This window comes from Bradyrhizobium sp. Ken64 (assembly GCF_055807555.1).
Genome location: NZ_JBVVPA010000021.1, coordinates 79,579 through 100,413, shown reverse-complemented (window position 1 = coordinate 100,413; position 20,835 = coordinate 79,579). Strand labels below are relative to the sequence as shown.

Genomic DNA, 20,835 nt, shown 5'->3' with positions numbered 1-20,835 from the left:
TCAACTCCAAAGAATGTGCCGTACAGGAAGGGGTCGATGTCGAAATGAGCGTACCTATCGAACGCCTCTTCAGGCCGCCTCTTGTAGATCTTCAGGTATTCCTTTCGCCTCTCGCGTTCGAGCAATGGGGTTGTCGGTGAACTGATCCCCGTGAAAGACGATGAGCGAACCGCGCCCGAGCCAACCGTGAAACTGCCCATCGCGATATCGTAGATATAGGTGAAGTCGGCCGTGCCCTACTAGCGCCGCCGACTTGCTCCAGCGGTTTAGAAAAAGTCGGAAGCCAGTAGGGCGGAGCATTCGTACGCAAGGCCAGCGCGGCCCCACTCCTGTTCTGGACCATCATCGAGAAGACGCCTCGCAAGTCCGGCCGTAGCGCTGGCGCCCGGATATTTATCCAGCCGCCTCCCGAGCATGGGAGAGCATGACGACGCCGCTCCCTTGTATAGCGTTTCCAACTATTGCAATTCACGACTTGCTGCATGAAGTCGTGTTAAAGAATTCGCACTCTTGACTGCGGCAAAGTGCACTCCCAGTCGGCACTTCGCGCGGCCGGTCCCGATGCACGTCGATGATGATGACATGGCCCTCGGGGCGGCGGCAACGGCCTCACATTTCATAGGATGGCTGCCATTCAACTCATTTCGAGAGAGCTTGAATCGTACATAGCGTCATATTGTACGCTTTCGATCGCAGTTGCGCCTCCGTTGTGCCATTGCGAAGACAGTTATCGCGGATATGTCGGCTTATGGACAATACCGCCAATGGCATGAGTGATGCTTGTTGGAACAAGCGAGAGGTTAGATCGACGCCGTCGATGCATGTGCACTCGGCAGCCACCGGATCCTGCTGGACTGGGGGCGCTAGGGTGAGTGAGCCGTCGGCGCTGTCTTCATCTATCGCGGCCGCGGCTTGCGACCGTGAAGTGTCGCGGTGATGGGCGACGAACCGAGGATTGCATGAGCGAACCGACATGAGGGATGCAACGCGAGGGTGCCCCCTCAAGATCTCTTTGTTCCCAATGGCGGAGCGCGGACGTGGATAATATACAATCGATGACTGCACAGGAGCTGCGCTCTGCAATTAGTGGCGGCAGGGTCTTGGAGGTAACCACGACAACCGGCTGTGTCGTCGGATGTTCTTATTGCCAGCAGGACAAGTTCGCCGAACGGCAAAGAGCTATATCCGACGTGAAGCATCTTTCTTTGCAAGATTTCAAGCGGTGCCTGGCGCGCGTACCAGCAACTGTGGACATCAGCTTTTCCGGGTATTCGGAGCCTTGGCTTAATCCGGCTTGCACCGAAATGGTTGAGCATGCCTACGCGTGTGGCCATGGAATCCGGATTTTTACAACCCTGGTAGGAATGAATGGGCGGGATCTAAGACGCTTGCGTGCGTTGCAGTTCCGCGTTTTCCTGGTGCATGTTTTTGATAACGGCACGCATATGGACAGTGCTCTCGTCAGGCGCAACTATGTCGATTTGATGCGCCAACTTGTTGATGCCGGCATTCCGTCACTGCTCTTCATAGTCATGGGCGAGGTGCATCCCGAACTAGTCGACATAATACCTGACGAAGCGCTCGTTCGCGCGCGTCCCCCGCGCAGCAGGCCTGGGAGCGGCAATCTTAGGGTGGTTCAAGCACGACAGCCAATCGTTGGAGCGCTGAAATGTCCTGACGAACGGCAATATCGGAATGTTCTTCTCCCAAACGGCGACGTTACTTTCTGCTGCATGGATTTTGAGCGACGGCACGTTCTGGGCAACCTTCTCCGCGACAGACACAAGGATCTCTTCGAAGGGGCGACATTTGGCAAGATTGCCAGTCGCATGAACGGCGCGGACGGTTTTCTGCTTTGTCGAACATGTGAATTCGCCGAGCCACTGAGGTCGGAATGCTCATCCTTGAGAGCAGTTGACCCTGACTGATCGAAACGAATCGGGAGCCCAGGCGAGGACGGCCTTGCCGCTCATCATCACATCAGCCGCGGGGACGACCCCGCCATGAACGGAGGTCGCCATGGCCTGGAGCATTTTGTTGGTCGCCGGCCTCCTGGAAGTCGCCTGGGCAATTGGCCTCAAATACACCGAGGGCTTTACCAAGCTCGTTCCGTCCGTGCTCACGCTCGTGGCCATGGCTGGCAGCGTGATCCTGCTCGGCCTAGCTCTGAAGACGCTGCCCATTGGAACTGCCTATGCGGTCTGGACCGGCATCGGTGCGGTCGGCACCGCGGCGCTCGGCATCATCCTGTTCGGGGAGCCGGCCGCCGCGTTTCGCTTTGCCAGCATCGGACTGATCGTGGCCGGCATTGTCGGGCTGAAGCTCGTGTCCTGACGAAAACGTCGAAAGCATTGACCCCACCAGGTCAACGCCGCAAGGATCGGAGACTTGCCGCCGTGATTGTCCGGCATGGACAATTGAGCTGGGCGCGTTCCAGCGCACCGCCGAGGGCGCTGCGCCGACAACGGCCCCGTGATACTGTGGCCGAAGAAAGTCGCCGTGAACCAGATGCCGATGCAGGCCCTCTGGGCCGAGACCCGTTGACCGCTAGCCTCAGTGTCGCAACGCGAACGCCCATGGTGAGGACGATACGCCGGCCGGCAACCGGCGTGCCCACGGCCATGGCGTCTGGCACGATGTACCACGCGGAGCGGCACGAACAATTCGCCACCGAACTCGCGAATACGAATAGAACAGTTGGATCCCAGGTATGCCGCTGGTGCTCCGGGGCGCCGGCTAAGAAAGTTCGCTTGCCCGAGTCATACGATGTCTGCCCTACGGAGCTGCAGGGGAGAAGATGCATCACAGAACGATATGATCGGCAGAGCGTCTTCGTTTGCTCCGAACTGCTTCCGACCATCCCGCCCAAGAGTACGAGACCATCCTACTCGTTGAGCATGGTTGGGCGGCAGTGGTGAGCTTGACTCACTCCCGACCGAGCCAGCTCGCCCGTGACTGTCACCTCACGCGGAGCAACCGCGTATTCTGGTGTAGGGGTAGCCATCAAGGATGTGCGTTCGCGTCGTCAGAACAGCTGGCTGGTCGACCACCCAACCGAATGCACGCTCGATATAACCAAGGTACGGCAAAGCTGCCCGCCCATAAGCCCAGCCCGGCACGATCGGCCGCGCGTTGCGCAGCATAGTATCGTCCCCTGGAGTATTGCTTCCAATCGAGCACGAGACCGTTGCGCACCAACCATTCTCCAATATCGGTGCCACCAGCTGAACAGGTCGCTATCGTCCGTCCACACTCATCCTCCAGGACTGGCACGCAACTGACTTCGCGATCTTCAACGAAGCTTTCAAGATCGCGCGCGGCCCTGAGGCCACATTGATATGGATTGCCCTTGATATCTCGGCACATTTGGGTCTCATCCGGCGCGTCAATGCCCCAGAGTCGAACGCGCGTTCTGTTGATTTCAAGGGTGTCGGTACTGATGACCTTTGCCGGCCCCGTCAGCCCGCCGGCCAGGACGATGCTGAACAGTGCGAGCATGGTCAACACCACGATCAAGCCTGGCATGGCGATTTTCTTTGTCGGACCGCAACCATTCCCAACGAGCGCAGCAGAGCGCTGCCAAGTGGCCAAAGGCGCTCGATCGCAGTGCCCAGAAGGGTGCTAATGTTGAATAGGTAAGCTCGCTCGACAGATGAATGTCCCTGAATGAGCAGCGCAACACCTCCCTCGCGTCCAACCTCGCCCACGATGCTGTGTGACCCGCCTGCTGCGCTGACCGAATGAGGCCATTGTTCCACGTCGTTGCGGCAGTCCGCCTCGACTGCATCGCGCGCCGGCAGGACGAAATCCGTCGTGCGCGTCCGCTGATTAGCCATCCAGCAGGCGCAGACGGCCGGCCGCAAGTTGGCGTGATATGAATTCCTGGTGGCCTTGTCGGGAATGAGCATAAGCTCGGCCGACTTGCTGGCACCGATAGCTAGCACGCGCCGTCCGCGGTCGCTGCTCACGGCAACTATAAGGGAAAGCGTATGCATCGCTTAGCAAAACGGGCGCTCCGACGGCCATCGTTGTTACCAACGGCAACATGCCTTCTACAGGCGGTTGGCGACAACTCCTCCCGCAGTCACGCTGCCCAACTTGTTTCGCGAGCGCCAACACAGCCAGGTCAACCTCTAGTTGGACCAGGGCCACAAGTGCGTAGGAAACCGCGAACCATGCGATGTTATAGAGATTGGCGGCGCCGAAGCCCGCGCCGTAGAGGGCCCAAAACGTGACGCAGACAACGATGCCACACTGATACGCAGTCGAGAGGGCAAGCGCCTTGCTGTACTGCAGATCGCGATGCGCGGTGTTGGACGGGATGAGCCGATTGGCGAGCGCCTGGATCGCAAACAGCGGCACTAGAAGCGTCGTGGCATTCATACCAAATCGCGGCAGGTCGGCCGGAACAAAGAGTATGTTTTGCAGCAACAGGCCGAGCGCGAGACCAAACGCAGCCGCCGCCGCGCCGAACAACAGAAACAGCATCGAGCCGGGGACGAAGCGCACCTCGGAGACCCCAACCGCAAAGTGCGGCAGGATCTCGAAGAACATGAACACAAGCGTCGCAGCGATGGCTTGCAGAGCAAATGACGGAGCGCCCCGCTCGCGCATAGTCTCGACCAGAAGCTTGGCGGCGACGCAGCACGTCGCAAGGCCTATCGCGTATCTTAACACAAGCTTGGCGCCTGTTACTATTCCCGGTTCGATATGCATGGTCTCAGGTCCCTCTTGCCTTTGTACTCGGGCCTTGTGTGGTAGACCGCTCGAAACCGCATTTCAGTTTCCGCACCTCGGTCCACCGCTAAACGTCCTGCTTTCCCCATCTCGGACGGGGTGTGCACTCAGCCTCCGCTCGGTCTGCGAGATTTCGATAGCAACAGCTATGCCAGCCCCGTCACCGCGCTTAAGCCTCTGATTGCGCGTTGAAACGTTCCGCCCCCGCAAGGCTCGCCGTGTGAGCTAGCTGACATACTCTGGGTGAAATCGAACACACATTGGGGGCCCCGTCTTTGCTCAACCTGTGCCGTTTCGAACAATCGTTCTATCTCCCCTCTTGGATCGGAAATCCTGCGGCCGTCAGAGCGAAGAGACCCTTTGCACGCGAACTAGCCGAGCGCGGCCGACCGCGCGGGGGGCCCAAGGGCATTCTCCAGCTGATCGGCGATGCGCTCCTGGTCCAGCAGCGTGTCGGGGGGAGCGCAGCCATTGCCGAGAAGCCCGCGCACTCTGGGGTAAGCCGGAGCTGGAGCGGCTCTATTCGTGTCTGAAAGACGAATACGAATTGAAGGAGGGTCTTGAGATGCTCCAGCGCAAACTGCGGGCCATCTCCGGAACGGCCAACGCGCCGACGGACATCATCGAGACACGGCGCTCGCTGCGTCTGGAGGGTTATAGTCGTGCTGATCGCGATAGAAGTTGCGATTGGATGCGGTCAGATTATTGCAGCAGCTCAGTGAAGTGCGGCTGAGTCACAGCACGCGAGGCGCTTTCTGGCCTCTGAGCGGGCTTACTAACGTATCAGGCCCGGTAGTTGCGCGGAAACCCGCTGTTCGGCGCGCGCGGCGGCGTGTTTTGGCCAAGCCTTCGCCGTGCTCGTGCACGCGAGGTTCGACGAAATCCGTGTGCGGCTCGCGACCGAGCAAATAGGCGAGGCGACTTCCGGCGCAGTTCTCCGGAGATCGATCAACGATCATGCGTGTATGGCAGACGCGCGGCAGAGCGTTCACCCCGAGATCGTGGTCGAGTAGCTCAGCCATTTGGCTTTCGCCCTCACAGATCCGGGCAGGCGGCTTTCCCGCACCCGGCTCTTCCCGAGGGTAACCCGCGTCATATCCGCGCCTGCGCCCAAGTGCGAGTGATGCGTGGAACGGGCAGACGGAAGCGTGCCGTCAGGGCCTCGAACTCCGACCAGCCCATGCGCCGGCTTTTCTGACTGCGCCGTCTCAGACAGTGCAGCCAGATCCGACGCACTTCGCGGTAGAAGCCGTTAAGCGCTGGATAATTGTGCGGCCTGCCGTAGTAGCCGTAGTGTCCACGCAGCACTGCGGCGAACCACTTGTGCTGGGTGGCCAGTGACTCGTGCATGAGCCGCCAGGCGTCCTGGCGCAACGCCGTCAGCTTGCGCGTCAGGCGTTTCCCTTCCGTCTTGTGCGTCACGATAAACCGGCCGTCCCGGGTCCGCCGGCAGTAGTGGGTGAAGCCGAGGAAGGCGAAGGTCTCGGGTCGCCGCTCGCCGCGCCGCTGACGCGAGAGGGCCGCAAATCGACCGAACTCGATCAACCGCGTCTTGCCCTCATGAAGCATCAGGCCAAAGCTGGCCAGCCGCGCCTTGAGGGCCAAGAGCATCTCCTGCGCATCCACCTTGCTCTCGAAGCCCATGACGAAGTCGTCCGCATAGCGAACGGCCACAACGCGACCGCGTGCGCGGCGACGGCGCCATTGATGGGTCCAGAGATCGAGGATGTAGTGCAGAAAGATGTTGGCGAGGAGCGGACTGATGCCCGCCCCCTGCGGGGTACCCCTGTCCGTTTCTTGCTTCTCGCCGCTCTCAAGAACGCCGGCCCGCAGCCACAGCTCTATGAGCCGCAATATGCGAGGATCGGCGATCCTGTGCGCCACCATCCGCAGCAGCCACTCGTGGTCGACCGAGTCGAAGAAGTTGCGTATGTCGGCATCGAGCACCCAGTTGACGCGCTGGCTCATGATCGCCGTGTGCAAGGCGTCAAGCGCCATATGAGGATTCCGCCCCGGCCGGAAGCCGTAGGAGAACCCGAGGAAGTCGACCTCGTAGACGGAGCTCAGCACCTCGGCTACCGCGCTTTGGACAATCTTGTCCTCTAGCGCCGGCACACCGAGAGGCCGCTTACCACCGTCGGCTTTGGGGATGTAGACTCGTCGCACCGGCTGTGGCCGGTAGCGACCCGTGTGGACGCGTCCGCAGAGCTCCCGGAGGTTATCCGTGAGCCTCTCTTCGTACTTCGCCACCGTTATCCCGTCGACCCCCGCGCTGGCCTGCCGCTTTTGTCGTCGAAACGCCCGACGCAGAGCGTCCTCGTCGACGTGGTGCAGCAAGGCCGTGAACCGGGTTTGGGCAGCCTGCTTGGCTGCCGTGTTCACCCGTTCGAGGTTCGGCGGCAAGGCAACCCGGCTCTGTGTCCGGACCCTGGCCTTCTCGCGCGGGCTCCCCTCGGGCTGGCCCCTTCCCTCCATGCGTCTCGTTTCCTTCGACGACTTCACAGGTACTATGGACCAGTCCGACTCCCGACCTCAGCTCGGACCGCGGCTCTGGCACTGCCTTGCCGCTGCCCCCCGTTGGAGACCAATCCAACGGACCCGGTCGGGCCTCTCATGTTCCGATGATTACCTTCCATGCGTGATCCGGCCATCGACCCCGACGGAGCGGCATCGTCTCGCATAACGACGATGCTCATGCTGCCTTCGTGTTTAGGGAACACACTCGGCCTCCGCGAACATCCACCTTTCGAGGCTCATTCCCGCACCCCGCATGGCTCCTGTCTACACTTCGAACCCCGCGTTGCCGCGACGCCCGCAAGACTCGGTCCCGGCCTGCCTGCTTCGGCTTTGGCCGGATGGGACTTGCACCCACAAGCATTCATCAGCTTGGCATGACGTACTCCCGTGGCGTGGTGTAGCTGGCGGCGGGTCACCGCGTTCGCCGGCTGGAGCCGGGCTGGTCAGCTGGCGATAGCCATGATGCTGACGCTCGGATCATCGCTCAACGGCGCGATGGTTTCCAGTGTCATGTAGCGGGCACGCTGGACGGCCCATTCATCATTCTGTTCGAGCAGGATCGCGCCGATGAGGCGAGTGATGGCGTCCTCGTTGGGGAAGATGCCGACCACCTCGGTCCGCCGTTTGATCTCGCCGTTGAGACGCTCGATCGGGTTGGTCGAGTGCAGCTTGGTGCGATGCTGCGGCGGGAACGTCATGTAAGCGAGCACGTCGGTTTCGGCCTCGTCGAGAAAGCCGGCAAGTTTGGGCAGCTTGGGCCGGAGCTGATCGGCGACCTTGCGCCACTGCGCTCGCGCGGCCTCGGCATCGTCCTGGGCAAACGCGGTGGCGATGAAGGCGGAGACGACACGCCGGCCGCTCTTGCCGGCATGCGCCAGGGCGTTGCGCATGAAGTGGACGCGGCACCGCTGCCAGCTGGCATTGAGCACCTTGGCCACGGTGGCCTTGATGCCTTCGTGGGCGTCGGACATGACCAGCTTGACGCCGCGCAGGCCGCGGCGGGCGAGCTTGCGCAGGAACGCCGTCCAGAACGTCTCGGCCTCGGAAGGACCGATGTCCATGCCGAGCACTTCGCGGCGGCCGTCGCTGTTGACGCCGACTGCGACGATCACCGCGACAGAGACGATGCGGCCATTCTGGCGCACCTTCACGTAGGTGGCATCGATCCACAGATACGGCCAGTCGCCCTCGATCGGACGGGCGAGGAAGGCCTTCACCTTGTCGTCGATCTCGCCACACAGCCGGCTCACATGGCTCTTGGAAATGCCGGTCATGCCCATCGCCTGCACCAGATCGTCCACCGAACGGGTCGAGACGCCCTGCACATAGGCTTCCTGAACCACGGCGGTGAGCGCCTTCTCGGCCATCCGGCGCGGCTCCAAAAAGCCCGGGAAGTAGGAGCCCTTGCGCAGCTTGGGAATGCGCAGCTCGACCGCGCCGGCACGGGTCTCCCAGATCCGGTCGCGGTAGCCGTTGCGCTGGGCCGGGCGTTCGGGGCTCTTCTCGCCCTAGGCCGCCCCGGTCTGGCCCTCCACTTCCAGCTCCATCAGGCGCTGGGCGGCAAAGCCGATCATCTCGCGCAGCAGATCGGCATCAGGGGTCTTCTCCACGAGCGTGCGCAGGTTCATCATGTCGTCGGTCATCGGTGGTTCCTCGGTTGCGTTGGCGTGTCGCAACCCGATCCTACCGGAGAACTGCCGGTGACCACCGCAAAGCCGCCCGCCCGCTACGGCGCAATTTGAAGGCGCGCGTCCGGGCGGCTTTGCTCTACCGAGCTACACCACCACCGAGGACACGACCCACCCCGCGATCCAGCGTGACCCGAGAAGACCCTTTGTCAGGTTGCGGCGGACCGCAACTGAGCTTATCCAGTGTTGCCGAGTAGCTCGCGGAATACTTGCCTGGCCTTCCCCGTCGTCCGCCAGCGCGCGGCCAGTGACGACCGGAACAAGGACGGCCGATTTCACCAGAGCGCCTCGCTATGAGCGATCGCCTTTCGCCGCTTTGACACATCGCCGCGGCTCGGTCGACGTCTCCTTCGGTGATTTCCCTTGCTTGGCTGTTAGCGAAAGGCTCCAGGATCGAGGAGCGCAGCGCACCGCGCGTGCTACAACTGAACATGAAAGCTCCGAACCGCGGTCCTCGGGTTGACTAACGCGACGGTCGCCGAGCTATACGCGCTCGGGACTGCCATGGAGCGTGCATGGCAGCTCCGCGTCAGCGATAAACGGACGACAAGGAACTGCGCCGCGAATTTCAAGCGGTTTTGACCTCGCAAGCAGGCGCCGAGATATCCGACGTCGCTGTTGCCTGTAGACATTCCATCTGCAGGGATTGTCCTCAAAGCGCCCTCGCCACTCACGTGCGGGCGGCAACTTCCCCCAAATCCACTTCTGAACAGAACCCGCCATGGCGATGCTTAGCTGGCTCGTTCAGAAGGCCGGCGAGCCTGAGGCCTTCAAGGACTCCTTCGAGCCGCTGTTCGCGAACGATTGCGGCGAGCAGCGAAACGGCCTCCTCCCGATGGACGGTGAAGCCGACGTCAGGCGCTCGCTGAACCAAGAGGTCCATCAAGGTCGGAAGTTCAGCAACGTGGTCGCGTAAGGTCGAGACCACATCATTGGCGAGATAGGTCGCGAAATCCCCTTTCGCCGGCGGATCAAAGTCCAACTCGACCGCGGCGCGCTTCTCGATTGCCTCTCGTATCAACTCGCGCTGGCTTCGTGCATTCATCGAGAGCATGAACGCCGCATCCGCGAGCTTCTCGCGCGGCAAGCTTCTCAGTTCGACTATGCGAGCCTGGATGTCGCCAATCGAACTCTCACGCCCTGCATCTGCTCGCCACGCGTTAGCTCCTGCCCTGCTCTTTTGTACCCGAACCATCGTCATGCTCTCCGGCGGACGATATATCCCGGCGATACAGCGGAATGGAAGTCCAAAGTTGTGTGGTGCATGCGCGCAGTCCGCCTGACGAACGCGGAACCGGCGGTCGCGCGAAGGACTCAGAATGCGCTATTTTCGTGATGGGCTCGTGCTTTTCTAGTCTACAAGGCGCGGGATGGCATGTTGTCGGGTCGTGGCTACGGCGAGCGAAGGCCTGCTTCCAACATTCTGTCAGTAGGTGATAGGCAGCGAGCCGGTGGCGGCGGGCGGATCACCGCCAACCTTCCAGGGAGGACGAAACCGGCCAGATATTCCGGAAGACAACCAGACCGTGGACCAGATCCGAGACGGACGACGTTGCGTTTGCACCCTTGCTTCGGATCCGCTCGCTTTGGCTATCTTCGGAAATATTATAGCGGAAACCGAAAACTGCGTTTGTCCACATGCAAGGGCCCGCCGGGTAGATGGAAAGATTGGGACACCGGTTGAACGTGACCGGGTTAACGCCGATTTCACGCGTGATCTCGTTGGATCGCGAGAACGACGCAGCCGCCGTGGCAGGGCCCTCACCCGAAGTTTTAACCGAACTTAAATAGGACACCGTAACCGCCGCGTGGGTAACTCCACTCGATATCACCACTTTCTTCGCAGATCACCCTGCAGGTGCCGCATTCGATACACCCGTCGACTGTCACCTCAACATGACCTTTATCGCTGAGCTCGTAGCACCGTGCAGGGCAGGCCTTCAACATCGACAAGAGCCGCGAGGATGGCGTGGTGTGCGGACGCACCTTGATATGGGCACGGCCGGAATCGACAAGATAACGGTTGTAGAATAGTTTATCCTCGACACGTTGGGATGGCTCGCTCGGCATTGTTTCTGGCTCCGTCGTTCGTCGTTGTCTTAGGTTTGGATCACCGCCAGGCCCGGGCAATGCGCAGGGCATCGCTAAACAGCCCACTCCAAGACCGCGCCTTGATGAACGAGCTCAGCATCAGCTTCTCTTTCTCGAGCTTTGGTGTGCCGTCGACGCGCACGTAATCCTGCATCGCCCTGGAGAAGAGCTGCGGATATGTGAGAAAGAAGTTCTGCGAGTGGGTATGCATGAGTGCCGGCATATCCTTGTACTTCTTCAGGTCCTTGATCACGAAAGAATCAGTTAGCATTTTCTTGTAAAGTGAAAGATTTTTGGCCGTCATCGGATCTTTTCGCGATCTGATAAGGCAGATCGCTTCCGCCGCGATACGGCCCGACGTCATCGCCAAATTGGACCCCTCGCGATGGATGGCGTTGTTAAGTTGGGCGGCGTCTCCGACGACCACCCAGCCCTCCCCGCAAAGCTGCGGGATTGCCCTGTACCCACCTTCGGGGATCAAGTGCGCGGAATATTCCTTGACCTCCGAACCTTCGATGAGCGGCGCGACGGATGGATGACGCTTGAAACCCTCGAGCAGGCCGTAAGGCGTCTCGCCGGTACGCTGGAAGTCGGCAACAAGACAGCCAATACCGAGCGAGATGCATTCCTTATTGGAATAGATGAAGCCCATACCGGTCATGCCGCGGGAGATGGTTCCGACCGCTTCGATGACGAGCCCCTCGTCGCCTTTGAGATTGAAGCGAGCGTCGATTGTCTCGCGTGACAAAAAATGCATCTCCTTAACCGCGAGTGCGACCTTGTCCGGTTTCGGCCGCCCTCTTAAGCCCGCGCCCGTCCCGAGCACTCCGTTCACCCCCTCGGCCAGCACGACAACATCTGCATGGATTTCACCCCCATCGCGGTCTGTGCGCACCCCGACGACCCTGCCATAGGAATCCTGGAGGAGCTCGGTCACCGTGGTCTCGCACAGCACTGTAGCGCCGGCGTCGCGGACCTTCTGCGACAACCATTTATCGAACTGGGCGCGGATGATGGTGTAGCGGTTCGGCTTCTCCTCGTTGAAATCATCGGATCGATAGTGAATCCCGGTGTGCGAACGCTCGTCCAGGATCCAGAAGCGTTGCTCGACTAGATGCCGCTCAAGCGGCGCATCTTCTCGGAAATTCGGGATCAGCTTCTCCAGCATGTCGGCATAAAGGATGGCCCCTTGCACGTTCTTGGACCCGGAATACTCGCCGCGTTCCAGCTGCAGCACTTTCAGGCCCCGCTCGGCCATTGTAAGCGCCGCCGCGTTCCCGCCCATGCCAGCACCGACGACGATGGCGTCGAATCTTTCCTGAATCATAACAAGCTCCCCTAGCCAGCGATGCGGTCGTGCGAGTGCGGCGATAGCTGCGCGCGGAATGCAGAGGTCAACGCCGGCAACAGTCGAATGGCGTCGGTGACGATGCCGATATGGGCGAAGTCGAAGATCGGAGCATTCTTGTCAGTGTTGATGGCAACGATGAGGTCGCCGCCCTCCACGCCGACGCGATGCTGGATAGCGCCGGAAATGCCGGCCGCGATATAGAGCTTTGGCCGGATGGTTTTCCCGGTCTGGCCGATTTGTCGGTCCGAGGTGGCCCAGCCCTTCTGGACCAGCGGCCGCGAGCAGCCATATTCGGCGCCAAGCACGTCCGCGAGCTGGTGTACCAGTTGGAAATTTTCAGGCGATCCCAGACCGAGCCCTCCAGCGACGACCACGTCGGCATAGGCAAGGTTGGACTTTGTAGAATCGCGGTCTGGCAGGAATGACAGGACCTTTGTGACGATATCTTCTTCTACAAGTCCGAGCGGATGCGAGATGACGCGCGAGACGGCGCCTGTCACGCGCCCGGGCATCGGCATCACGCGCGGACGGACGGTTGCCATCTGTGGACGATAGTTGAGTGTGTAGATCGTGCACAATAGTGAGCCGCCAAACGTCGGCCGGGTCGCTGCAAGCGAGCCGTCGGCATCGACATCGAGCTCGGTGCAGTCGGCAGTTAGGCCGGTGAGCAGTGTGGTCGCCACTGAGCCGGCGAGATCACGGCCGAGTGTTGTTGCCCCTAGGAGTAGGATTTCCGGCTTGTAAGTGTTGACCAGCTCTGACAGGGCCTTGGTATAGGACTGGTTGCGATAATCGGCCAAGAGATTGTCCGCGACGATATAGGCCAGGTCGGCGCCGTAGCAGAACGATTCGGCGACCGCCTGCTGCGTTGTCTCCCCGACCGGGCCGATGACAACCGCGGCGAGGTCAACATTGAGCTTGTCGGCGAGCCGGCGGCCGGCACCCATCAGCTCCCATGAGACGGGGTGCACGACCCCGCGTTCCTGCTCGATGAAAACCCAGACGTGCTTATACGGCTTAAATCGCTCGGGCAGCTCCCTCTTGGTCGCCGCGCGACCACCACCCGCGGCCGGAGCTGCACTTTTCGGTGTGGTGCTCATCATCTGTACTCCCATTTGCCTTCAGTTGCGGCTCGCCAGCGCAGCATGCTCCGCCTCCAGGTTGGAATTCGCGTTGAAGTTTTTTCAGTTAAGCGTCGGGCCGGATGCCGGCCGGCATCGCGACAGCACCGCCTGGCAGCAGCGCGGGGCCGACACAGCCGTTGCTGGATCTTGACGACGAGCCCGGAAGCATGCGCTTCGGGTTCGTTCCGGATGCGGCATTCTGGGAGGACGGTTTGGTTCCGGGCAATGCTAAGGCACCGACCGGGCCGGTCAGGCGTGCCGGTCGATTGGTCCTCCTCATCTTAGAGATGCAACCGAGGTGCAACAGATTGAGGACTTGCGAGAGGCTCGGCTGGTACGATTGTCGGCCGCGTCGTTGCCGGTGGAAGCGCGATCCCATTGCTCCGAGTGCGCTTGTTTCTTCCCGATCATAGCGACAGGCCCGCAACTCCTGGCGAGGACAGGAGGGGCGGCGCTCAAGGCGCCCAGCCAACAGCGCCTCCCCCCGCGAAACCTCGGCCAAGGATCGGCCAACGGGGGCGCACGAATCAAACGCACCTTTCAGCTCAGCCAAGTATGCGACCATCGCTTTGGCGTCGCGACGCATTATGGTGCCGGCAGGCAGCGCGCGCGAACCTGCGCGGCGTCAAAAATACAATCGATGCGGACCAAGACGTGCATGCGCTGCTCCAGACTAGCTGAGCATATGTCAGCAATTGTCGTACCAATTGCGCAGGCGATGAAAATTGACCGCTATTTCACAATCTTACTGAAGAACGAAGTCGGATTGGCGGCCTCTCACGAGGTCGAAACATTCGAGATCGTACTGACCCCTGTCCGGAATGCGACAGAAGACACTCATCTAAACATTGCTGAGTTTTCCGCGCAACATGTGCGGTCCCGCTGCCGGCACATGATTGCAGGAGATAGGTACACCTGCGTACCAGCTCGAAAGGATGGAAATATCGGCGGTGAGTCGTGATTGGCCCCTAAGGAGCCGTGGTGATGAACTGCGGATCCGCGAGGCGCAACTGCAACTTTCCGCTTGAATTCGAAGCCATGGCTTGCTGTGAGGCTCTTGGGACCTTCACGGTCCAGAGCACGACATATAAGCTCAATTCACTCCAACAAATCGAGCTGGACCAATGCGGGATGCTTGTTCGCTTGTGGTGCGGTCGCATCCTTTAGCACCTTGAATACGCGCTGTTCGATCGGCGAGGACGTGACGAAGTCGGCATAGGCGCGCTCAAGCGTGGCCCTGCAACGCGCGGCGATCTCAGGATCAGATGCACCGGTCAACTCCTCGCCTGCGAGATATTGGCCCATGCGGCGCAGGATATGAAGCCGCGCCACATCGACGATTTTTGCATCGTACTCGACGCTGAGCAGTGCAAAAAAATCCTCTGCCGCAGAGGCCTTGTTCAATCGCGCAAGGATCCCATCCGTCGTCATTCTCAACCTCCATCTCGATCCGCGCCCAGAAACGACCAGGCTGGAATGTTTCAACCCGATCGCGCGACGCGCGTGGCTGATTCGCTGGTGACGAGCGAGCTCTCGTGAATGTCGCGCCAGATCGCCACCACCGTTTCCTGCGCAACCAGGCCTTGGTGCACGATGGCATGCTTGCGGACGGGCGCGGAGATGGTTTCGCTTTGCTCGACGCCGAAAGAAAGTTGCACGACAGCAGCAAGGTGATCGCCGAACCGTGAATGCTTGCCGATTACAATCCGGAGGGAGCGCTCGGGCGGCCCCGAGTCGAGCCCTTCGTAGCTGCGCCGGGTCCTTTAACAGCCCGTGGACGTGGATGCCGGATTCATTGGTAAAGACATGCGCGTCGACAATCGCCTTGTTAAGCGGCACGGTACGGGACGCAGGGGCTGTACCGACGACCGCGGTTTTTTCCAGTTCGGATAGCAGCACGCCGGTATCACCGCAACGGAGCTGTCTGAGTGCGACGGCAACTTCCTTCAGCGGCGCATTGTCGGCTCCTCGAGCTATCAACCCACGATCATCAGACGCCGCCTCGACCCTAGGTCGGGTGCGCGCAATCGTTTGCCCCGACCTGTTTTCACCTCCCATGCGACAGGTGGCCGAAAGCTCGTAGGATATACCCGCAATGGCGCCAAAGAGGGGTATCAATAATGAACTCAGCCTTTCAAGCTTGGGACGGCTTGGACGGCGTCATCAAGGCGGCGCAGATGATCCCGCCGACGTCCGGCCATCCGGCTCTCCCCGCTCTCTTCGCCGAAGCAAAGATCAAAATCATTGCATTCCGTGCAGACCGGCGTGGTACACATCACCAGGCCGTCATCTTCGCATAGCATGCGATAGAAGAAGCGCTTCCAGCGCATGTTCTTCGTATTGCGAGCCGCCAGCGGCCCGAAATGGCGCATGAGGACACGGGACAATTCATCCCGCTTCCGCAGGCCGAGATCTTCCCACAAGTGATTAGGCTCCATGGCGCGCCGCGCGATCATCGTCGCGAGCCAGCCGCCAACCTCGCCACGAGTGGAACGTTGCGCAAGCAGGAGGTCGCGTACCATAACTGTCTCGTCAGGCGCCGGTAAGGCGGACTGATCGCGCCAGGTATAGCTCCTGACCGGGGTGGATGGGAAGTATTGCACCAACAGCGCATTGAGCTCCTGGTTGGTCAAGCCAGCCCGCTCGGGAAGTTGGCCGCCATCCATGGCTGATGTGGCCAGAATGCAAGCGAGCACATGGTGATCGAAGTCATCATTGTCGCTGATGTCGACTTCTGCCGGATGGCGCCCGGTCAGAAGCTGGTAGAGCTCACTCGCGTCGCGCTGCTCGGCGGCGTGAGCTACCGATACGCGAGATGAGATCGTGTCGGCCGTTTTTCCTTGTGTGCCGATCATAACTTTCGCACAGCTTCTGAGTGGACGATGTCGGCCTTCCCGGATCGAGAAGGCCGACAACATGAACTATGCCGAAATAGCGGCAAGCTCGGCAGCGGTCTTGCCGACCTGGCTCTCGTCGACGGGCTTGATGATGCCGTGCTCCATGAGCATATCTTCGAGCTCGTCCATGCTGATTGGCGTCGGGATAGCGCCTTGTCCGGCATTATTGTGGATCTTGGTCGCGAGATTGCGATAGTGATCCGCCTGCTTGGAGTCCGGCGCGTATTCTAGCACGGTCATTCGGCGCAGCTCCGCGTGCTGCACGACATTGTCGCGCGGCACGAAGTAGATCAGCCGGCTGCCGAGCTTCTTGGCAAGAGCATCGGCAAGCTCCAGCTCCTTGTCGGTCTGCCGCTCGTTGCAGATCAGGCCGCCGAGACGCACGCCGCCGGAATTCGCATACTTCAGAATACCCTTCGAGATGTTGTTGGCGGCATACATCGCCATCATCTCGCCGGACATCACGATGTAGATTTCCTGTGCCTTATTCTCACGGATAGGCATCGCGAAGCCGCCGCAGACGACGTCGCCGAGCACGTCGTAAGAGACGTAGTCAATGTCCTCATAAGCGCCATTCTCTTCCAGAAAGTTGATGGACGTGATCACGCCCCGTCCGGCGCAGCCGACCCCCGGCTCCGGACCACCGGACTCGACGCATCGAATGTCCCTGTAGCCGAGCTTGATGACGTCCTCGATTTCGAGGTCCTCGACGCTGCCGGCATTCGCCGCCAGGCTCAGAATGGTGTCTTGCGCTTTGGCGTGCAGGATGAGGCGAGTCGAGTCCGCTTTGGGATCGCAGCCGACGATCAGAATCCTTTGGCCCAGCTCAGCAAGGGCCGCCAGCGTATTTTGCGACGTCGTCGATTTGCCGATGCCACCCTTGCCATAAAACGCGATTTGTCTCAGCGAAGACATGTTGCTCTCCATCAACCGATTGCTAATTTTTCGCGCCGAATGCGCGAGCCTGTTTCTCTCGTAGAAACCATGGGCACACGAGTTTCGGGAAGGAGGCCATCGCTCGCCATCAGCGTCGGCGTGCCCTCAGCCCTCGCTCGTTGTTGCTCCATCCAGTTAGCAACTGGCGTGCCATTTCCTTCGCACCTGCATTAAGCCTCTGATCACCCTCGACTAACAGCGTGGCCTCGGACGCCAGCGTGCTGTGGCGGACCGGACAGCTGCAAGGGCTCTGACAGAAACCCGACAAAGCCTCGGCGCTCGGATTCCACTGCGAGCGCCGGCCAAGGAGCACAAACGGGAAATCCCGCGCCTTACGCCCGAGACAATTGAGGAGACGACATGTTGCAGATCGGGCTCGAGGACGTCGCCAACATCAAAGGCGAATGTTCCACGAGGGCATGGCGGGCACTTGCCGCCAGATCGGGTGGCATATTGCTTGCTCAGTCGCTGAAGGCTGTTCCGTGAGACCCGATGTTGTGAGGACAATATGCTTGGAATTGGAAGTAAGTTGCCGCCGTTCGACATCATAGGCGTGAAGCCCGGCTTTCACCTGCAGGAGGAGGACGGGCAAAGCGCTTTCGAGACGCTGACTGAGAAAAGTTTCCCCGGCAAATGGAAAGTCATCTTCTTTTACCCGAAGGATTTCACATTCGTCTGCCCGACCGAAATCGCCGAGTTTGCCCGCCTGACGAAGAATTTCGCCGATCGCGACGCAATCGTGCTTGGTGGGTCGACCGATAACGAGTTTTGCAAGCTCGCCTGGCGGCGTGACCATAAGGACCTGCACCGTCTATCCATTTGGCAGTTTGCCGACACCAAGGGCGCACTGGTCGATGGCCTTGGAGTGCGCTCGCGTGATGGCATCGCACATCGCTATACCTTCATCGTCGATCCTGAGAACACGATCCAGCATGTCTATGCGACTAGCCTCAATGTCGGCCGCAGCCCCACCGACACGTTACGCGTTCTGGATGCGATACAGACTGATGAGCTCTGCCCTTGCAACCGCGAAATCGGCGGCGACACGCTTAAAATTGCCTGAGGCAACATATCGATCGTGCAGTTGGACGAGCGTTCCGGCCGCGGGACGTCAGACGCAATCGTTCTTCGATGATGTCAGGTGAGACGATGCTGCCGCAAACACTGCTAGCGCGTGCGACCCGCAATTCAGGTCTCTTTACCGGTCATGAACTCTGACGCCGCCGCCGCGATATTCGCGCGGCAGTCGCGGCGGCGATATCCACGGTCTCGATCACGACGATGAACAGCGTTCACGGCCGCTTCGTTCACCTCACATCATCTCGAACACAAGCGGATGCCAGCGCGGCTGCCCATGAACATACAAACGCTTGTACGCTTCTGCGCCTGCCGGACGCACATCTCCCGCCGGAGTTCCTTATACTTCGTCGTAGGCCGGACCGCGGTTCTCTTTTATCTGCGGCTTACCGGCATGCAACTTCAAGGGGTCGATCCAGCGCCCACGGGTCGGAAAGAGGGTACCAATCTCTCCTCTTGGGGCATTCTAGGTTTCAGTCGCCGCGCCTTGAGCAGGGTGGACGCAGCGGCAGATGGCTTAGCGGCGAACGAGGTGTGCCTGCCGTCGATCGACGCGCTCGCACACCGTATTTTCCGGGCCCGGCAAATCTATATTCAGCGCCTAAGCAGCACGTTGCGACGAGCGATTCGCTTGAGTCGCTGATTGAACACGACAATCGGTCGGGTTTAGGTCAAGTAACCGGATCGACGGAGAAACCGGTCAGCTCGTTCGCCGCACGACCTAACCGTCGGCGCCGAGCCTGAGACGACCAACTGGCCGGCAATCGCACGCCGCCTGACGATCTCGATCATCACGCCGGTCGATTTCCGAAGCTGAATCCCATCTCAGCGCTGGTGGCCCAAGCCAATCCCCAAGGTAGACGCTTTCTGCCTTAGGGAGCCTTCGGATCGCTTCATAAGCTTTGAAACCCTAGCTACAGGGGTGCGGGCCCTTGAGTGCGCCTTGAGCAGCTTGACCTCCTCCTTACTATATTCTTTGCGCTTGGTGCTTTTCGCCACGTCATGTTCTCCGATTTCGCTTTGCACATCTATCTGCAGCGCAAAAACGCCGCAACTGCTTCCCATTACCATATCAATGACCATCGGCAACTATTCAAGCTGGCTTTTATCTTCCAGATAAGAACATGAACTACACGCGAATTTGTTCTCTGTCCTTCTGTATCTTTGTCCGCGTGACAAACCCGATTCCCGACGCACGCCAGGCGGTTCAACATGGAAGCACGCTATCGAGACAGGGATGATCGTTTCGGTCCTTCAAAAAACAACTCGAAAGCGCTTCTTGCTTAAATACATCAACTTCACTCAAGAAGACGTTTCGCAGAGCAATATTCAGGCGTGGAGTAGCGCTGAATCGGCCAGGACGATCGTTGTGCTCCCGCGCATGATAAACCGGCCTTCACGAGTGTATGGCGTTACCGCGCGAAGAACGAACGTCCTCTCATGCCTGCTGAGGTTCTGCGGAACTAGGTCGAGTAGTCACAAATGCGAATCCTGCGACGGCTGAGGTTTTCTTCGTCAGCAGATCGAGCACGGCTTGCTCTTCCTCATTTGACCGCCGCAGTATTCTTGATCGAAGGGGCCACGTAGAGATAGCCAGGAAATTCCATCCCCAGCGAACAAGATGCGAAACCATCGCCTGCCCCATGTCATGGACCCGATGAACGAGCGAGCGACCTGATCGTGATGTTTCGCCAGGCCGGGCACGACGGCATGGCAAACAACCCGCGGCCCTAGCGCCCTGTGAGCCTGGCAGCGGCAGGCGATTGCTTGATCATGACATGGCAGAGCGCTTGGCCAGCACAATGCCGCTGGCGCGCCGCGGATCATTCGTGATCTGTGCACATTGATCTCCGCAGTCGAGTAAATGCAGGTCGAACTGGCCAAACCGGCGGAACGGAGTGTGCGTCATGTCGGAGGCGTCGCAACAAATCCAGGCAAGATGTGGAAATTTCTGCCGGAGCGTCAGGCAGGGCTCAGAGCCTGTGTCAATAGCGGCGAGCGTCTGCTCGATCATGGTCAATTCGCCTTGGCGCACCATCCACAAATCCTCATCGCCAGAATAAACGTTCAGGATCGGCATTCAGAACCGTTGTCGCCAAGCCAAGCCGTTGATGGGTCGAATGCCACTCCCAGACGTCCTTACCGTGATCTTTGCGGAACAGCTGCCATGCCGCCCCCGTCCTGTCGTGGCGCAGCAGCGCGATCTCGACGAGGCCGCCCTCCGCATTGATATTGCCTGAGCAACACGGGCTCTCGACTAGATAGCCGCCAGGAACCGCAGTCACCTCTGGCGAGACATATCGGTAGCGCTCGCGCTTCGTGAGTGCGCGCACGATTCGCCACCGGTCGAGCTCGTTGGGATGGGCAGGCAAGCCGGCATGATGTCTTCTGATGATTGCCGCGTTCATTGCGCAATC

The 20,835-nt window shown here is 60.0% G+C and carries 16 protein-coding genes and 1 pseudogene; 4 read left to right on the top strand and 13 right to left on the bottom strand.

The window, feature by feature from the left end; translation table 11 throughout:
• Window positions 1–1,037: 1,037 nt before the first annotated feature.
• Together AC0L2F_RS28645 and sugE are read left to right on the top strand one after the other, a co-directional pair.
• On the top strand, window positions 1,038–1,928 hold the full coding sequence (locus tag AC0L2F_RS28645; RefSeq protein WP_473250699.1) for a radical SAM/SPASM domain-containing protein: 891 nt from the start codon (window positions 1,038–1,040) through the stop codon (window positions 1,926–1,928).
• Between the two features lie 91 nt (window positions 1,929–2,019).
• A complete protein-coding gene (gene sugE / locus AC0L2F_RS28640) occupies window positions 2,020–2,334 on the top strand; it encodes a quaternary ammonium compound efflux SMR transporter SugE (protein WP_007600067.1) in 315 nt (104 codons plus the stop codon).
• 669 nt (window positions 2,335–3,003) lie between these two features.
• Here sugE and AC0L2F_RS28635 read toward each other — a convergent pair.
• From AC0L2F_RS28635 to nifW, 9 genes and pseudogenes are all read right to left on the bottom strand, one after another.
• A complete protein-coding gene (locus AC0L2F_RS28635; RefSeq protein WP_007605661.1) occupies window positions 3,004–3,525 on the bottom strand; it encodes a thermonuclease family protein in 522 nt (173 codons plus the stop codon).
• Window positions 3,526–3,828: 303 nt separating this feature from the next.
• The gene (locus AC0L2F_RS28630; protein WP_473250698.1) at window positions 3,829–4,716 is read right to left on the bottom strand and encodes an energy-coupling factor ABC transporter permease; all 888 of its coding nucleotides are present in this window, start codon (window positions 4,714–4,716) and stop codon (window positions 3,829–3,831) included.
• 1,113 nt (window positions 4,717–5,829) lie between these two features.
• The gene (gene ltrA, locus AC0L2F_RS28625; RefSeq protein WP_473250697.1) at window positions 5,830–7,239 is read right to left on the bottom strand and encodes a group II intron reverse transcriptase/maturase; all 1,410 of its coding nucleotides are present in this window, start codon (window positions 7,237–7,239) and stop codon (window positions 5,830–5,832) included.
• Between the two features lie 458 nt (window positions 7,240–7,697).
• Window positions 7,698–8,897, bottom strand: a pseudogene (locus tag AC0L2F_RS28620) (IS256 family transposase).
• 715 nt (window positions 8,898–9,612) lie between these two features.
• Window positions 9,613–10,143 carry a hypothetical protein gene (locus tag AC0L2F_RS28615; protein ID WP_473250696.1) on the bottom strand — a complete coding sequence of 177 codons (531 nt, stop codon included), beginning with the start codon at window positions 10,141–10,143 and terminating at the stop codon, window positions 9,613–9,615.
• 572 nt (window positions 10,144–10,715) lie between these two features.
• Window positions 10,716–11,012 carry a ferredoxin family protein gene (locus tag AC0L2F_RS28610; protein WP_007600062.1) on the bottom strand — a complete coding sequence of 99 codons (297 nt, stop codon included), beginning with the start codon at window positions 11,010–11,012 and terminating at the stop codon, window positions 10,716–10,718.
• Between the two features lie 40 nt (window positions 11,013–11,052).
• Window positions 11,053–12,360, bottom strand: coding sequence for an FAD-binding protein (locus AC0L2F_RS28605; RefSeq protein ID WP_473250695.1), 1,308 nt, complete (start codon window positions 12,358–12,360; stop codon window positions 11,053–11,055).
• 11 nt (window positions 12,361–12,371) lie between these two features.
• On the bottom strand, window positions 12,372–13,487 hold the full coding sequence (locus AC0L2F_RS28600; RefSeq protein ID WP_473250694.1) for an electron transfer flavoprotein subunit alpha/FixB family protein: 1,116 nt from the start codon (window positions 13,485–13,487) through the stop codon (window positions 12,372–12,374).
• Between the two features lie 1,119 nt (window positions 13,488–14,606).
• On the bottom strand, window positions 14,607–14,939 hold the full coding sequence (gene nifW / locus AC0L2F_RS28595; RefSeq protein ID WP_473250710.1) for a nitrogenase stabilizing/protective protein NifW: 333 nt from the start codon (window positions 14,937–14,939) through the stop codon (window positions 14,607–14,609).
• A gap of 104 nt (window positions 14,940–15,043) precedes the next feature.
• On the opposite strand from nifW, the gene AC0L2F_RS28590 reads away from it, so the two are divergent.
• On the top strand, window positions 15,044–15,196 hold the full coding sequence (locus AC0L2F_RS28590; RefSeq protein ID WP_473250693.1) for a hypothetical protein: 153 nt from the start codon (window positions 15,044–15,046) through the stop codon (window positions 15,194–15,196).
• A 438-nt stretch (window positions 15,197–15,634) separates the two neighbouring features.
• Here AC0L2F_RS28590 and AC0L2F_RS28585 read toward each other — a convergent pair whose 3' ends face one another.
• Together AC0L2F_RS28585 and nifH are read right to left on the bottom strand one after the other, a co-directional pair.
• The gene (locus AC0L2F_RS28585; protein ID WP_085351808.1) at window positions 15,635–16,363 is read right to left on the bottom strand and encodes a nitrogen fixation protein NifQ; all 729 of its coding nucleotides are present in this window, start codon (window positions 16,361–16,363) and stop codon (window positions 15,635–15,637) included.
• Between the two features lie 66 nt (window positions 16,364–16,429).
• A complete protein-coding gene (gene nifH / locus AC0L2F_RS28580; RefSeq protein WP_007600043.1) occupies window positions 16,430–17,320 on the bottom strand; it encodes a nitrogenase iron protein in 891 nt (296 codons plus the stop codon).
• Between the two features lie 529 nt (window positions 17,321–17,849).
• On the opposite strand from nifH, the gene AC0L2F_RS28575 reads away from it, so the two are divergent.
• Complete coding sequence (locus AC0L2F_RS28575) at window positions 17,850–18,404, top strand: peroxiredoxin (RefSeq protein WP_473250692.1); 555 nt, start codon at window positions 17,850–17,852, stop codon at window positions 18,402–18,404.
• A gap of 1,785 nt (window positions 18,405–20,189) precedes the next feature.
• On the opposite strand, the gene AC0L2F_RS28570 is transcribed toward AC0L2F_RS28575, so the two are convergent.
• On the bottom strand, window positions 20,190–20,456 hold the full coding sequence (locus AC0L2F_RS28570) for a hypothetical protein (protein ID WP_085394612.1): 267 nt from the start codon (window positions 20,454–20,456) through the stop codon (window positions 20,190–20,192).
• A gap of 10 nt (window positions 20,457–20,466) precedes the next feature.
• A complete protein-coding gene (locus AC0L2F_RS28565) occupies window positions 20,467–20,826 on the bottom strand; it encodes a DUF3024 domain-containing protein (RefSeq protein WP_007600036.1) in 360 nt (119 codons plus the stop codon).
• Between the last annotated feature and the right edge of the window lie 9 nt (window positions 20,827–20,835).

Bases quoted from the DNA above. Each gene is read 5' to 3' on its own strand.
- AC0L2F_RS28585 (WP_085351808.1), bottom strand. From the start codon at position 16,363: ATGATCGGCACACAAGGAAAAACGGCCGACACGATCTCATCTCGCGTA.
- sugE (WP_007600067.1), top strand. From the start codon at position 2,020: ATGGCCTGGAGCATTTTGTTGGTCGCCGGCCTCCTGGAAGTCGCCTGG.
- AC0L2F_RS28575 (WP_473250692.1), top strand. From the start codon at position 17,850: ATGCTTGGAATTGGAAGTAAGTTGCCGCCGTTCGACATCATAGGCGTG.
- AC0L2F_RS28600 (WP_473250694.1), bottom strand. From the start codon at position 13,487: ATGATGAGCACCACACCGAAAAGTGCAGCTCCGGCCGCGGGTGGTGGT.
- AC0L2F_RS28615 (WP_473250696.1), bottom strand. From the start codon at position 10,143: ATGACGATGGTTCGGGTACAAAAGAGCAGGGCAGGAGCTAACGCGTGG.
- nifW (WP_473250710.1), bottom strand. From the start codon at position 14,939: ATGACGACGGATGGGATCCTTGCGCGATTGAACAAGGCCTCTGCGGCA.
- AC0L2F_RS28630 (WP_473250698.1), bottom strand. From the start codon at position 4,716: ATGCATATCGAACCGGGAATAGTAACAGGCGCCAAGCTTGTGTTAAGA.
- AC0L2F_RS28605 (WP_473250695.1), bottom strand. From the start codon at position 12,360: ATGATTCAGGAAAGATTCGACGCCATCGTCGTCGGTGCTGGCATGGGC.
- AC0L2F_RS28635 (WP_007605661.1), bottom strand. From the start codon at position 3,525: ATGCCAGGCTTGATCGTGGTGTTGACCATGCTCGCACTGTTCAGCATC.
- AC0L2F_RS28570 (WP_085394612.1), bottom strand. From the start codon at position 20,456: ATGGTGCGCCAAGGCGAATTGACCATGATCGAGCAGACGCTCGCCGCT.
- AC0L2F_RS28610 (WP_007600062.1), bottom strand. From the start codon at position 11,012: ATGCCGAGCGAGCCATCCCAACGTGTCGAGGATAAACTATTCTACAAC.
- nifH (WP_007600043.1), bottom strand. From the start codon at position 17,320: ATGTCTTCGCTGAGACAAATCGCGTTTTATGGCAAGGGTGGCATCGGC.
- AC0L2F_RS28565 (WP_007600036.1), bottom strand. From the start codon at position 20,826: ATGAACGCGGCAATCATCAGAAGACATCATGCCGGCTTGCCTGCCCAT.